At 73.9% G+C, this 15,552-nt stretch carries 3 protein-coding genes; all 3 read left to right on the forward strand.

From position 1 onward, the window contains the following. Positions 1-96: 96 nt before the first annotated feature. Positions 97-14,406 carry an amino acid adenylation domain-containing protein gene (locus tag ACF062_RS25095; RefSeq protein ID WP_392141406.1) on the forward strand — a complete coding sequence of 4,770 codons (14,310 nt, stop codon included), beginning with the start codon at positions 97-99 and terminating at the stop codon, positions 14,404-14,406. After that, positions 14,403-14,612 carry an MbtH family protein gene (locus tag ACF062_RS25100; RefSeq protein WP_223778513.1) on the forward strand — a complete coding sequence of 70 codons (210 nt, stop codon included), beginning with the start codon at positions 14,403-14,405 and terminating at the stop codon, positions 14,610-14,612. Before ACF062_RS25095 ends, ACF062_RS25100 begins: the two co-directional genes overlap by 4 nt. 215 nt (positions 14,613-14,827) lie before the next feature. Continuing rightward, positions 14,828-15,514 (forward strand): hypothetical protein, encoded by a 687-nt coding sequence (locus tag ACF062_RS25105; RefSeq protein WP_392141407.1) that lies wholly within the window; start codon positions 14,828-14,830, stop codon positions 15,512-15,514. Positions 15,515-15,552: the final 38 nt, after the last annotated feature.

The following is a 15,552-nucleotide window of genomic DNA, read 5'->3' on the forward strand; positions in this document are numbered from 1 at the left end:
CGCGGCTCCTGGTCCCTTCTCGCTCCGCGCGCGGGCCCGCTCAGGGCGCGGGACCACCTTCACCGACGTACCACCAGGGAAAGGCCATTTCGTACGATGTTTGATGTCGAGTCGGACCGGACATCCGCTTCCGGGATACCCGTGACCGGCGGGCAATCCGGCATCTGGCTTGCCCAGCAGATCGAGCCGGACAGCTCCGCCTACAACATCGTCTTCGCCCTGGACCTGCACGGCGACATCGACCTCGACCGTCTCGGCACCGCCGTCCGGCAGGCCGTCGGTGAGGCCGGATGCCTCCACGTGAGCGTCGTCGGCGAGAACGGCCGGGCCCTCCAGCGTCCCCAGGCCGCCTCCGTGGACGTCCCCGTCGTCGACCTGCGCGACGCGGCTGCCCCCGAGGAGGCCGCCGCCGCGTGGATGGCCGCCGACCGCGACCGGCCCGCCGACCTCGCCCGAGGCCCGCTCTTCGCCCAGGCGCTGCTGCGCCTCGCGGACGACCGCGTCTGGTGGTACCAGCGCTACCACCACATCCTCATCGACGGCATGGGCGTCGCCCTCGTCACCCGCCGCGCCGGTGACCTCTACACCCTCGGCGAGAAGGCCCCCGCGCCGAAGGACTGGACGCCCGCCCGCCTCGTCGCCGCCGACGCGGACTACCGCGCTTCCGAGCAGTACGCCGAGGACCGCGCCTGGTGGCGCGCGCGGATGGCCGACCGGCCCGAGCCCGTACGTCTCGTCGAGCGCGCCCCCTCGCTCATGGCGCGCCGCCTGCGGCGCTCCGTCGAACTGCCCGCAGCCGACGTCGAGTCCCTGCACACGGCGGCCCGCGGCGCGGGCGTCCGCACGTCCCGTCTCCTGATCGCGGCCGTCGCCGCCTACCTGCACCGCGTCACCGGCGAGCAGGACCTCGTCATCGGCCTGCCGATCGCCGCCCGGGGCGACGCCGTCTCGGCGGACGTCCCCGGCATGGTCTCCAACATCGTCCCGCTGCGCGTCGCCGTCCGCCCCGGCACGACCGGCACGGCCCTCGTCGCCGAGGTGCGCAACGCGGTCTCCGAGGCCCTCGCGCACGGGCGCTACCGCGCCGAGGACCTGGCCAGGGACCTCGGCCTCGTCGACGGCGTGACCGAACTCGTCGGCCCCACCGTCAACATCCTGCCCCGCGGCGAGCTGCGCTTCGCCGACCACGACGCCGAACTCCTCCCGGTGTGGCTCGGCCCGGTCAGCGACCTCGGCATCAGCTTCGGCGAGGCAGGCGGCGGCAGCGGCATACACGTCCACCTCGACGCGGACGCCGACGTCTGCGACGAGGCGACGCTCCGCTCCCACGAGCGCCGGTTCCTCGGCCTGCTCCGCGCCTTCGCCGCGCACCTCGACCGCCCCGTCGGCCACCTCGAACTCACCACCGACGGCGAACGCACCCGCCTGCTCGAAGAGTTCGGCGTCTCGCCGCGCGAGGTCACCGACCTGTCCTGGCCCGCCGCCTTCGAGGCACAGGTGCGCCGCGCACCCGACGCCGTGGCGCTCGTCTGCGAGGACGAGGAGCTGACGTACGCGGAACTCGACGCCGAGACCAACCGGCTCGCCCGCCTCCTCGTCTCCCGAGGCGTCGGCGCCGAGGACGTCGTCGCGGTGGCCCTGCCCCGCTCCCCGCAGCTCGTGGTGGCCCTGCTCGCGGTGATGAAGGCCGGCGCGGCCTATCTGCCGCTCGACGCCGACCATCCGCAGGACCGCATCGCCTACATGCTGTCCGACGCCGGGGCGCGCACCGTGCTCACCGTGCGGGAACTCGCGGGCGAACTGCCCAAGGCGCCGGACGTCACCCACATCCTGCTCGACGACCCCGCCACCGCCGAGGCCCGCGCCGCCCTGCCCGGCACCGCCCTCGGGGTGCCGGTCGCGCTCGACCAGGCCGCGTACGTCATCTACACCTCCGGTTCCACGGGCCGCCCCAAGGGCGTCGTCGTTCCCCACGACGGCGTCGGCAGCCTCATCGCCACGGCCACCGACCGCATCGGCATCGACGCGACGAGCCGTGTCGTGCAGTTCGCATCCGTCGGCTTCGACGTGACGGTGTGGGACCTGATCATGTCGCTGTGCGTGGGCGGCCGCGTCATCGTCGTCCCCGCCGAGCGCCGCGTCGCGGGCCCCGCCCTGACCGACTACATCGCCCGGCACCGCGCCACCCACATGATCCTGCCGCCCTCCCTCGTCTCCGCGCTGCCGCAGGAGTGCGAACTGCCCGAGGGTGCCGTCCTGGTGGTCGGCACCGAAGCGGTACCGGGCGAACTCATCGCCCGCTGGTCCGGGCGCGTCCAGGTCGTCGTCGCGTACGGCCTCACCGAGGCGAGCGTCAACTCCACCCTGTGGCGCGCCGAGCCCGACAGGCCCGGCGCGACCCCCATCGGCGAACCCGACCCGAACACCCGCGCCTACGTCCTCGACGCGGCGCTGCGCCCCGTTCCCGTGGGCGTCGAGGGCGAGCTGTACGTCGCCGGACGCGGCCTCGCCCGGGGCTACCTGGGTCGGCCCGCGCTGACGTCGGAACGTTTCGTCCCCGACCCGTACGGCGAGCCCGGCACCCGTATGTACCGCACCGGCGACCGTGTCCGCTGGGCCGCCGACGGCAACCTGGAGTTCCTCGGCCGCTCCGACGGCCAGGTCAAGATCCGCGGCCACCGCATCGAACCGGGCGAGACCGAGAGCGCGTTCATGGCCTGCCCCGGCATCGCGCAGGCCGCCGTCCTCGTCCGCGACGACCACCGGGGCGTCAAGCGGCTCGTCGCCTACCTCGTCGGCGACGGCCGCACGGCCGCCGAGAACGACGCCGCCGTGACCGCGGCCCGCGCCCGGGTCGCCGACACCCTGCCGGACTACATGGTGCCGTCCGCCGTCGTCGTCCTCGACGGCCCGCTGCCGCTGACACCCAACGGCAAGCTCGACCGCCGCGCCCTGCCCGAGCCCCACTGGACGGCCGTGAGCGGCGCCGACGCGCCCGCCACCGAGGCCGAGACGACGCTCGCCGCGCTCTTCGCGGACGTGCTCGGCCTGCCGTCGGTCGGCGTCCACGACAGCTTCTTCGAGCTGGGCGGCGACAGCATCGTCGCCGTCCAGCTGGTGAACCGTGCGCGCGAGGCCGGTCTGCGGATCAGCCCGCGGGACGTGTTCCGCCTGCGTACGGTGGCGGCGCTCGCCCGGGCCGGGGAAGCGGTGTCTTCCGTGCCGGTGCCCCGGATCGAGCTGGACGCCGACGCCCTGCCCGTCTCCCCGCTCCAGGAAGGCTTCTTCTTCCACGCGGAGTTCGACGCCGACGCCCAGGACCTCTACGTCGTCCAGGAACTGCTCGACCTGGCCGGGCCCGTCGACCCGGACCGGCTGCGCCAGGCGCTGCAACTGCTCCTGGACCGGCATCCGTTGCTGCGCGCCGCCTTCCGCCAGCTGCCCGGCGGTCAGGTCGTCCAGCGCCTCGCCGACCATGTCACGCTGCCGTGGCGGCAGGCCGACCTCGCCGACACCGGCCGCGCCGACACCGGTCTCGACGACCTGCTCGAAGCCGACCGTGCCGAGGGCTTCGACCTCACCCGGCCGCCGCTGCTGCGCGCCACCCTGATCCGCGACGGCGCACGCCACCGGCTCCTGCTCACCCTGCACCACATCGTCGCCGACGGCTGGTCCGTCTCCGTCCTGCTGCGCGAACTGACCGCCGCCTACCGGGGCGATGAACTGCCCGAGCCGGTCGCCCCGCACGCATACCTGGCGTGGCTGGCGGCCCGGGACCAGGACGCGGCGCGCGACGCGTGGCGCCAGGCCCTGGCCGGCCTTGACGAGCCGACCCGGCTGCCGGACCTCGTGACCTCCGACGGCCTTGCGGCCGACGACGCGACCGGGCAGGCCAGGACCGCCCACGTCGACACCCGCCTCCCCGAGGGCCTCACCGCCGAACTGGCGTCCTACGCCCGCAGGCACGGCCTCACCCTCAGCACCGTCGTCCACGGCACCTGGGGCCTGCTCCTCGGCGCCCTCACCGGCCGGCGGGACGTCGTCTTCGGCACCACCGTGTCCGGCCGGACGACCGAGGTCGCGGGCCTGGACTCCGCCGTCGGCCTGTTCATCAACACCGTGCCCGCCCGCGTGGGCCTGCGCCCCGACGAGTCCCTCACCGACCTGCTGCGGCGCGTCCAGGACGAGCACTCGGCGCTCCTGGACCACCAGCACCTCGGCCTCGCCGACATCCAGAAGACCGCGGGCGGCGGCGAACTCTTCGACACGCTCGTCGTGTTCGAGAACTACCCGACCGGCGACGTGTCCGGCGCCGACGAGCCGGACGCACCGCGCGTCACCGCCGCCGAGGTGTACGACGCCGTGCACTACCCCCTCGCGCTCGTCGTCGAGCCGGGGGAGAGCCTGCTGCTGCGGTTCAAGCACGACGCGGCCCGCCTCGACGAGGCGACCGTGGCCGTGCTCGCCGAGCGGTTCACGGCGCTGCTGCGCACCCTGGTCGCCGAGCCCGGCCGCACGGTCGCCCGCACCGGCCTGCTCTTTGACCGGGAGCACGAGCGGCTCGGCGAGCTGAACGCCACCGCACGGCCGGTCTCCGACGCCACGCTCGCCTCGCTCTTCGCCGCGCAGGCCGCCCGCACCCCGCGGGCCCCGGCCGTCGTCTTCGAGGACACCACCCTCACGTACGAGCAGCTGGACGAGCGCGCCGAAGCCCTCGCCCGGCGGCTGCGGGCGCGCGGCGCCGGTCCCGAGCGGTACGTCGCGGTGGCCGTGCCCCGGTCGGCGGAGCTGATGGTCGCCCTCCTCGGCGTCCTCAAGTCGGGCGCCGCCTACCTGCCGGTCGACCTCGACTACCCCGCGGACCGGGTGGCGTTCATGCTCGGCGACTCGGGTACGCGCACCGTCGTGACCACGGCGGAGTCGGCCGGACGGCTGCCCGCCGTGCCGGACCTGGAACACCTGGTCATCGACGAGGCCGAGCGGAGCGGTGGTGGCGCAGAAGCGCCGCCGGTCCAGCAGGCCGCGCCCGACCACCCCGCCTACCTCATCTACACCTCAGGCTCCACCGGCCGCCCCAAGGGTGTCCCGGTCACCCACCGCGCCATCGTCAACCGGCTCGCGTGGATGCAGGGGGAGTACGGCCTCACCGCCGACGACCGGGTGCTCCAGAAGACCCCCGCCAGCTTCGACGTATCCGTGTGGGAGTTCTTCTGGGCGCTGATCGAGGGCGCGACCGTCGTCCTCGCCCGCCCCGAGGGCCACCGCGACCCGGCCTACCTGGCCGACCTGATCCGGGCCCGGCGCATCACGACCCTGCACTTCGTGCCGTCCATGCTGGCTGCCTTCACGCAGGTCATGGAGGCCACCGCCGACCGGCGTGACTGGGCGGCGAGCCTGCGGCGCGTCTTCTGCAGCGGTGAGGCGCTCACCGGCGCGGACGCCCGGCGCTGGAGCGAGCTGACGGCGCGAACCGGGCAGGGCACGCCCGTGCCCCTGCACAACCTCTACGGGCCCACCGAGGCCGCCGTCGACGTGACGTACTTCCCCTACGAGGGCGCCGCCGAACTCGCCGTCCCCATCGGCCGTCCCGTCTGGAACACCAGGCTGCACGTCCTCGACGCCTTCCTGCGCCCGGTGCCGGACGGCGTGCCCGGCGAGCTGTACCTCGCCGGTGTGCAGTTGGCGCGCGGCTACCACGACCGGCCAGGGCTGACCGCCGAGCGGTTCGTCGCCGATCCGTTCGGTGCGCCCGGTGAGCGCATGTACCGCACCGGTGACCTGGTGCGCCGCCGCGCCGACGGCACCGTCGAGTACCTCGGCCGCACCGACCGCCAGGTCAAGATCCGCGGCAACCGCATCGAACTGGGCGAGATCGAGGCGGCTCTGGCGGGCTTGCCGGGCGTCGCCCGCGCCGCAGTGATCGTCCGCGACGGCGCCCTCGTCGGCTACGTGGTCCCGGCCCCCGGCACCACCGCCCCGGACACCGGCGCCCTGCACGCCGCGCTCGCCGACGCGCTGCCCGCGACCATGGTGCCGAGCGCCGTGGTGGCCCTCGACGAGCTGCCGCTGACGCCCAGCGGCAAGCTCGACCAGAACGCCCTGCCCGCACCCGACGTGTCGGCGCGAGCCGGCGGGCGCGCGCCCCGCGACGAGCGTGAGCGCGCCCTGTGCGACATCTTCACCGCCGTACTCGGGCTCGACGGGATCGGCGCCGACGACGACTTCTTCGTCCTCGGCGGCGACAGCCTGACCTCGATCGCCGTCGCCACCCGCGCCCGCGAGCGGGGGCTGACGCTCAGCCCCCGCGACGTCTTCGAGCACCGCACTCCCGCCGCGCTCGCCACCGCCGCCGCCGAAGCGGCCCCGGCCCCCACCCCCGAGGCACCCGTGCCCAGCGAAAACGTGACCGTCTCCGCCACCGACGCCGGACAGGCCGCCGCCGCCCTTCAGGCCATGCTGGCCCAGCAGGACCAGTCCGGCGCGGCCGTCGACCCCGCCCTGCGGGCGCTCCTCGACCAGCTGACCTCCGCCGCCGGGGTGCCCCAAGAAGCCCCAACACAGCGCCCGCTGGGCGGACTTGAACTGTCTCCCGAGGAGACGGCCCGCGTCGAAGCCGTCGCCGGGCACCCGGTCGCGGACGTGTGGCCACTCTCCCCGCTCCAGGAGGGCATGTACTTCCATGCCACCTACGACGCGGGCGACGCGCTCGACGTCTACCTCTCCCAGGAGACCCTGGACCTCGACCGGCGCCTCGACGCCGACCGGCTGCGCGCCGCCTGCCGCACACTGCTGGAGCGCAACGTCAGCCTGCGCGCCGGTTTCACCAGCGACGGCCTGCCGAGCCCCGTCCAGTTCATCGTGGACGGCGCGGAGATCCCGCTCGTCGAGGTGGACCTCTCCGATCTCCCCGCCGGCGAACAGCGCGCCCGTACCGAGGAGTTGCTCGCGGCCGACCGGCGGCAGCGCTTCGACCTGTCGGCGGCCCCGCTGTGCCGCCTGCTCCTGATCCGCCTCGGTGACGGCCGGGACCGGCTCGTCGTCACGCACCACCTGATCGTCTGGGACGGCTGGTCGGCGTGGCTGTTCCTGGAGGAGCTCTTCACGCTGTACGAGCGTGGCGGCGACGCCACCGGCCTGCCCGCCCCCGGCTCCTACCGCGACTACCTCGCGTGGCTGGACGAGCAGGACACCACGGCCGCCCTCGACGCCTGGCGCACCGCCCTGTCCGGCTTCGACGAGCCGACGCTGCTCGCCCCCTCGGGACGGGACGCGGGCCCCGTCATCCCGGCCGACTTCGACGCCGTGCTGACCCCGGAGACGAGCGACAAGCTGCGCGCCCTCGCCCGCCGCCACGGGCTCACCCTCAACACCGTGCTGAACGCCGCCTGGGGCCTGGTGCTCTCCGCGATGACCGGCCGCGCCGACGTCACCTTCGGCACCGCGGTCTCCGGACGGCCCGCCGACGTGGCGAACGTCGCCGGAATCATCGGCATGTTCCTCAACACCGTCCCCGCCCGCGTCGCCTTCTCGCCGGACGAGCCCCTGCTCGACCTGCTGCGGCGCATGCAGTCCGAGCGCGCCGCCGTCATGCCGTACGAGTACGTGGGCCTCGGCACCCTCCAGCAGGAGACCGGCCACCGGCGGCTCTTCGACACCCTGTTCGTGCTGCGCTCGGCCGACGGCGAGGACCGCGCGGCGGCCCTGCGGCAGCAGCACGGCATCACCGGTGTCACCAACGTGGACGGCACGCACTTCCCGCTCACGCTGATCGTCACGCCCGGCGCCCGGATGCGGGTCACCCTCGCGGCCCGGCCCGATCTGTTCGACGCGGCCGAGGCGCAGACGATCCTCACCCGCTTCACGGCCGTGCTCGACCGGCTGGCCACGGCTCTCGAAAGCGGCACCACCGGCGCCAACGGTCCCGCCCGGACCTTCGGCGTCGACCTGCTGCTGCCCGCCGAGCGCTCCTCGCTGGTCCGCGAGTGGGCGGCCAGCCGGGAGCCGGTGCCCGACGAGACCGTCGCCGACATGCTCGCCGCCCAGGTCGCCCGCACCCCCGACGCGGTCGCCCTTGTCTTCGGCGAGCGCTCCCTCACGTACGCCGAACTCGACGCGCACATCAACCGGCTCGCCCGGCTGCTGCTCGCCCGCGGCGCCGGGCCGGAGAAGGTCGTCGCGCTCGCGCTGCCGCGCTCCATCGAGATGGTCGCCGCGCTCTTCGCCGTCCTGCGCACCGGCGCCGCGTACCTGCCGCTCGACCTCGACCACCCCGCCGACCGGCTGCGCCTGATGGTGGAGGACACCGGCCCCCTGTGCCTGGTGTCCACGGCCGCCGTCGCCCCGACCCTGCGCGGCGCCGAGGGTCCCGTCGCCCCCGAACTCCTCCTGGACGACGAGACCGTGGCCGCCGAGCTGGCGGCCCTGCCCGGCGGGGAGATGTCCGACGCCGAGCGGCCCGCCTTCGCGCACGGCGTGCCGGGCCGCCTGGAGCACCCGGCGTACGTCATCTACACGTCCGGCTCGACGGGTCGCCCGAAGGGCGTCGTCACCCCCTACCGCGGGCTGACGAACATGCAGCTCAACCACCAGAAGGAGATCTTCGACCCGGCCATCGCCTCGGCGGGCGGACGGCGGCTGCGCATCGCGCACACCGTCTCCTTCGCCTTCGACATGTCCTGGGAGGAGCTGCTCTGGCTCGTCGAGGGCCACGAGGTCCACGTCTGCGACGAGGAGCTGCGCCGCGACGCCGAGGCGCTGGTCGCGTACTGCGACGAGCACCGCGTCGACGTCGTCAACGTGACGCCCACCTACGCCCAGCTCCTCATTGAAGAGGGACTGCTCGACCAGGACGAGACGGCCGGCAGGCACCGGCCCGCGCTGGTCCTGCTCGGCGGCGAGGCCGTCCCCGACACGGTGTGGACGAAGCTGCGCCGCACCGAGGGCACCTACGGCTACAACCTGTACGGCCCGACCGAGTACACGATCAACACGCTCGGCGGCTCCACCGCCGACAGCGCGACCTCCACGGTCGGCGTGCCGATCCGCAACACCCGCGCCTACGTGCTCGACACGATGCTGTGCCCCGTCCCGCCGGGCTGCCCCGGCGAGCTGTACATCGCCGGCACCGGCCTGGCCCGCGGCTACCACGACCGGGCCGGCCTGACGTCGGAGCGGTTCGTCGCCGACCCGTTCGGCGCGCCCGGAGAACGCATGTACCGCACCGGCGACCTCGTACGGCAGCGCCCCGACGGACTCCTCGACTTCCTCGGCCGCACCGACGACCAGGTCAAGATCCGCGGCTACCGCGTCGAGCTGGGCGAGATCTCCACCGCCCTGTCCGCGCACCCGCAGATCGCGCACGCCGCGGTCGTCGTGAGCGATAGCGCGGGCACCAAGCGCCTCGTCGGCTACGTCGTACCCGAGGAGGGCGCGGATCGGGGCGAGGAGCTGACCCAGCGGCTGCGCGAGCACCTCAAGGCAGGACTGCCGGACTACATGGTGCCCTCCGCGCTCGTCGCCGTGGACACGCTGCCGCTGACCGTCAACGGCAAGCTGGACGTCAAGGCCCTGCCTGCCCCCGACCTCGGCGCCACCGGCCCGAGCCGCGCGCCCCGCACCCCGCAGGAGGAGACGCTCTGCGCGCTCTACGCCGAGGTGCTCGGGCTGCCCGAGGGCGGCGTCGGCATCGACAGCGACTTCTTCGAGCTCGGCGGCCACTCGCTGCTCGCCACCCGCCTCGTCAGCCGGGCCCGCACCGCGCTCGACACGGAGCTGGCGATCCGCGACCTGTTCGAGGCGCCCACCGTCGCCGAACTGGTGGAGCGCGTCCTGCGCGCCGACGGCCCCGCACGCCCGGCGCTCACCGCGGGCGAGCGGCCCGACGAGCTGCCGCTCTCGCACGCCCAGCAGCGCCTGTGGGTCATCCAGCAGATCGAATGCACCTCGGCCGCGTACAACTTCCCGCTGGTCATGCGGTTGCGCGGAGCCCTGGACACCGAGGCCTGGCGCACCGCGCTCGCCGACGTGACGGCGCGGCACGAGGCGCTGCGCACGGTCTTCGTCACCGCAGCCGACGGCCGTACGTTCCAGCGCGTGCTGCCCGCCGAGCAGGCGCACCCTGTGGTGGAGTGCCTGCGCGCCGGTGAGGACGAGGTGCCCGGCATCATCGACGCGGCAGTCAACCGGCCGTTCGACCTCGCCGCCGAGCTGCCCCTGCGGGCGACCATCGTGGAGTTGGCGCCCGAGGACCACGTCGTCGTGCTGCTGCTGCACCACATCACCACCGACGAGTGGTCGGACCGGCCGTTCCTGCGCGACCTGGCCACCGCGTACGCCGCCCGCCTCGCAGGCACGGCCCCCGACTGGGAGCCGCTGCCCGTCCAGTACGCCGACTACGCGCTGTGGCAGCAGCGGCTGCTCGGCGAACCGGAGGACGAAAGCAGCCTGGCCGCACGGCAGTTGGAGTACTGGCGCACGGCGCTCGCCGGAGCTCCGGAAGAGCTGGAGCTGCCCACCGACAGGCCCAGGCCCGCGCGCCCCGCGTTCTCCGGCGCCGAGCTCGACATCGCGTTCGGCGCCGAGCTGCACGAGGGGCTGCGGCGGCTCGCCCGCGAGAGTGGCGCCAGCATGTTCATGGTGGTGCACGCCGCCGTGGCCGCCCTGCTCCACCGCATGGGCGCGGGCACCGACATCCCCCTCGGCTCGCCCATCGCGGGCCGGAGCGACGAGGCGCTCGACGAACTGGTCGGCTTCTTCGTCAACACGTTGGTGCTGCGCACCGACGTGAGCGGCGACCCCAGCTTCACCGAACTCCTGGCCCGGGTCCGGGAGACCGACTTGGCCGCGTTCTCCCACGCCGACGTGCCCTTCGAGGCGGTCGTCGAGAAGCTCAACCCGACGCGCTCGCTCTCCCGCAACCCGCTCTTCCAGGTGATGGTCGGCTACCACGCCCGCACCGGCGACGAGCTGGAACTGCCCGGCGTACGGCCCGAGTACGTGCCGTTCCGCACCCGCTCCGCCAAGTTCGACCTGGTCTTCAGCTTCACCGAGCACACCTCCGCCGACGGCGGCGCCGACGCGCTGAACTGCCGCCTGGAGTTCGCCACCGAACTGTTCGACCAGGGCACCGCCGAACGCCTCGGCGACCGGCTGCGCAGGCTCGTCGCCGCGCTGGTCTCCGCTCCCGAGCGGCCCCTGTCGCAGGCGGAGATCCTCGCCGCCGACGAACGGCAGCTGGTCCTCGAAGGCTTCAACGGCGCGCCCCGCGAAGTCGACGAGGAGACCTTCCCCGCGCTGTTCGCGCGGCGGCTCGCCGAGCGGCCCGACGCGGTCGCCGTCGTGGACCGCTCCCGGTCGGTCAGCTACGCACAGCTCGACGCCCGTGCCAACCGCGTCGCCCGGCTCCTCGCCTCGCGCGGGGTGGGCGCCGAGAGCGTGGTCGGTGTGGCCGTGCCCCGCTCCGTGGACATGGTCGCCACCGTGCTCGCCGCGCTGAAGCTCGGCGCCGCGTTCCTGCCGCTCGACCTGGTCCACCCCGGTGACCGCCTCACGTACATGATCGAGGACTCCGGAGCGGCCCTCGTGGTCGGCACCGAGCCGGTCGCGGGGAAGATCCCCGACGTGGCCGGCGCCCCCGTGGTCCTGCTCGACGAGCCGGACACCGCCGCCGAGTTGGCGGCCCTGCCCGACACTCCCGTCGCCGGCGAGCCCATCGGCCTGGACCAGGCCGCGTACGTGATCTACACGTCCGGCTCGACCGGCCGCCCCAAGGGAGTCCTCGTGCCGCACGAGGGCATCTCCAGCCTCGTCGCCACCGCCGTCGACCGCATGGGCCTGCGGCCCGACAGCCGGGTGCTCCAGTTCGCGTCGATCGGCTTCGACGTCTTCGTCTTCGAACTGGCCATGGCCCTGTGCCACGGCGGGCGGCTCGTCCTCATCACCGACGAGGCGCGCGTCGCGGGCCCCGCGCTCACCGACTTCCTCGCCGACCAGCGGATCACCCACATGATCCTGCCGCCGTCCCTGGTGTCCGCGCTGCCGCCCGGCTGCCAGCTGCCCGAAGGGTCGACCGTCCTGGTCGGCACCGAGACCGTGCCGCCGGACCTCTTCGAGCGGTTCGGTACCACGGCCCACCTGATCTGCGCGTACGGACTCACCGAGGCGACGGTCAACTCCACCCTGTGGCCCGCCCGCGAGCACGGCGGCCCGACCGGCGGCCGGGTGCCGATCGGCCGCCCCGACCCCAACACGCGCTGCTACGTCCTCGACGAGCACCTGCGCCCGGTCCCGCCGGGCGTGGTGGGCGAGCTGTACGTCTCCGGGCGCGGCCTCGCGCGCGGCTACCTCGGCAAGGCCGCCCTGACGTCGGAGCGGTTCGTCGCCGACCCGTTCGGCGCGCCCGGCAGCCGCATGTACCGCACAGGGGACCGCGCCCGCTGGTGGGCCGACGGCAACCTCGACTTCCTCGGCCGGGTCGACACCCAGGTCAAGGTGCGGGGCTTCCGAATCGAGCTGGGCGAGATCGAGGCCGCTCTCGCCGGGCACCCCGCGGTCGCCCAGGCCGCCGTGGTCCCCGACCGGGACGGCGACATCGTCCGCATCATCGGCTACGTCGTACCGGAGCGCGAGGGCCACGTCGCACCGGAGCGTGAACTCGACCCGCAGGAGGTCCGCGCACACGTGGCGGGCCTGCTGCCCGAGTACATGGTCCCCGCGATCGTCGTACCGCTGGACGGGCCGCTGCCCCTGACGCCCAACGGCAAGCTGGACCGCAAGGCGCTGCCCGCGCCGGACTGGTCCGCGATGACCGGCGAGGCCCGCCCCGCCACCGAGACGCAGGCCCGGCTCGCGGAGCTGTTCTGCGAGATCCTGAAGCTCGACAGCGTCGGCGTGCACGACAACTTCTTCGCGCTCGGCGGCCACTCCATGGCCTCGATGCGGCTCCTGAGCCGCATCCGCGCCGAGTTCGGCGCCGAGCTGAGCATCAGGGACGTCTTCGACGCGCTGACCGTCGCGGGGATCGCCGGCAAGCTCGACGGGGCCGCGGCCGCCCGCCCGGCACTGCGCCGCGCCGACAACCGCGCCGACGGCCACGACGGGCCGTGGGAAGCCGCACCCGTCCAGCGCCGCCAGTGGCAGACGTACCGCCGGGGCCCCGGCTTCGACCACGCGCTCGTGCTCCGCTCCCCGGGCGGGCTCGACACGGACGCGCTGCGTGCGGCGCTCGCCGATGTGGTGAGCCGCCACGAGCCGCTGCGCACTGCGTTCGTCGAGCGCGACGGCACCCTGCTCCAGCGGCCGGCCGGGGCCCCCGCCCTGACCGTGGAGCGGTGCGCGGACCTGGACGGCCGCCTGGCCGAACTGGCCGCGCAGGCACCGGACCTGGAGGCGGAGGCGCCGCTGCGGGCCCACCTGCTCACCGGCCCGGACGACCGCCAGGCCGTGCTGCTGACCATGCACTACCTCGCGGTGGACGAATGGTCGGTGGTCCCGCTCTTCCGCGACCTCACCTCGGCGTACGCCGCTCGTACGCGAGGCGGGACACCGGAGTGGGAGCCGCTGCCGGTCACGTACGGCGACTACGCCGACTGGGCCCGCGATGTCCTCGGCGACCTCACGGACCCCGGCAGCAGGGGCGGGCAGCAGCTCGCGTACTGGCGCCAGGCTCTCAGCGACGTACCGACTGATCTGGCCCTCCCGGCGGACGGCCCGCCCGCCTCCGTCGCGGATGGCGTCGGCCGGCCCGGCGGCCATGTCGGCTTTGTCCTCGACGAGGAGCTGCACGCGGCCGTGGACCGGCTCGCCCGCGCCACCGGCACCAGCATGTTCATGGTGCTGCACTCGGCGCTCGCGGCCCTGCTCACCGCCCATGGCGCGGGCACCGACCTGCCCATCGGCACGATGGTCGCGGGCCGCACCGACGACCAACTCGCCGACCTGGTCGGCTGCTTCCTCAACACGGTGGTCCTGCGCACCGACACGGCGGGCGACCCGACCTTCGCGGAGCTGCTGACCCGGGTGCGGGAGACCACGCTGAGCGCCCTGGACCGCCAGGAAGTACCGTTCGACGAGGTCGTCCGCGCGACCGGTCTGCCTCCGCAAGGACCGCAGGTCATGGTGATCCACCACGAGCAGGCCGACCTGGAGCAACTGGAGGGCGGCATCGGCTCGCTGGAGGCGGTGCCGACCGGCACGGCCCGGGCGGACCTGACCTTGAGCTTCTACGAACCCCGCGGCGACGGCCCCGTGCACTGCGGGCTGATCCACGCGACCGACCGGCTCGGCACCGCCAAGGCGCGGCAGCTGGCCGACGAACTTCAGACGCTGCTGCGTACCGTGGCAGCCCAGCCCGAACAGCCGCTCTCCGAGCTGTTCACCGTACCGTCCACGAGGAGTGACAACGCATGAGCACCAACCCGTTCGAGGACCCGCAGGGCACCTTCCTGGTCCTGGTCAACGACGAGAACCAGCACTCGCTGTGGCCGTCCTTCGCCGAGGTCCCCGCCGGCTGGCGTGTCGCCTTCGGCGAGGACACCCGCGAGGCGTGCCTGTCCTATGTGGAGACCCACTGGACCGACCTGCGCCCCGCGAGCCTGACCGCGGCCCAGGGCTGACCACCGCCCGGCACAACTGACCGCCGCCCCGGGGACTTCCTCTCCGGGGCGGCGGTCTCGTAGGTGTGGCTGGTGTGCCGCGTGCGCGTGCCTCGGGGAACCTTCCGGGGCGCCCTCACTCTTCGTGCGCGCAGGCCACCTGAGTACGCGTACTCACGCCGAGCCAGGTCACCGCGCCCATCCGCCGCGCGGCCACGCCTGCCTAGGGTCCTCGTATGCCCGACGAGACCGTGCCCAGCCCCGCCACCATCCCCGACGCGCCCGAGCCCAGGGCCTCCTCGCGCGCCCTCGGCGCTCCGGGATGTGTCGGCGCCACGCTCGTCGGCATGTTCCTTCTCGTCGGCACGCTCGCATGGAGTTCATGGGCGTCGACGGACTTCCCGCGCGTCGCACCCGAGGAGATGGCGGACCGCGCCCTCCAGCGTTCCCAGGAGGCCTACACCGCCATGGGCTTCCAGCGCACCATAGACCCCGGGGTCGAGGACATCGGCGTCAGCACGGAGAACACGTTCGGCTCCGACTTCTGCTACGACGGCGGCCTGCTGGGACTTGCGGACGAGACCGTCGACGGCGCCTACGCGATGAGCCACAGGTGGGCACTCGACCACGTGCCGGCGAGCCAGGCGGTCCCTGGCCTCCGGCGCCTCCACCGGTACCTCAAGGACGAGGGGTGGAACGTCACGTCCTACCGCGAAGGCGAGCGGGGCGGGTCCTGGGACCTGTTCGTCCAGCGGGACGACGGCGACGAGCGGATGTCCTTCACCTGGTACCCGGACCGCGAGTACTTCACCGGTGGTGCCACCGTGCCCTGCGCCTACGACCCGGAGTGGGAAACCGGCCACGTCGGCCCTGCCGGGGACGACCAGAGGCCGCCCGCCTTCGGACCCGCACGGCGGGAGTAGTGTGCGGGCCTGGTCGGCTGGAACCGTGCATGACGGGC

The organism is Streptomyces sp. NPDC015345 (genome assembly GCF_043078805.1).
Taxonomy (GTDB): domain Bacteria; phylum Actinomycetota; class Actinomycetes; order Streptomycetales; family Streptomycetaceae; genus Streptomyces.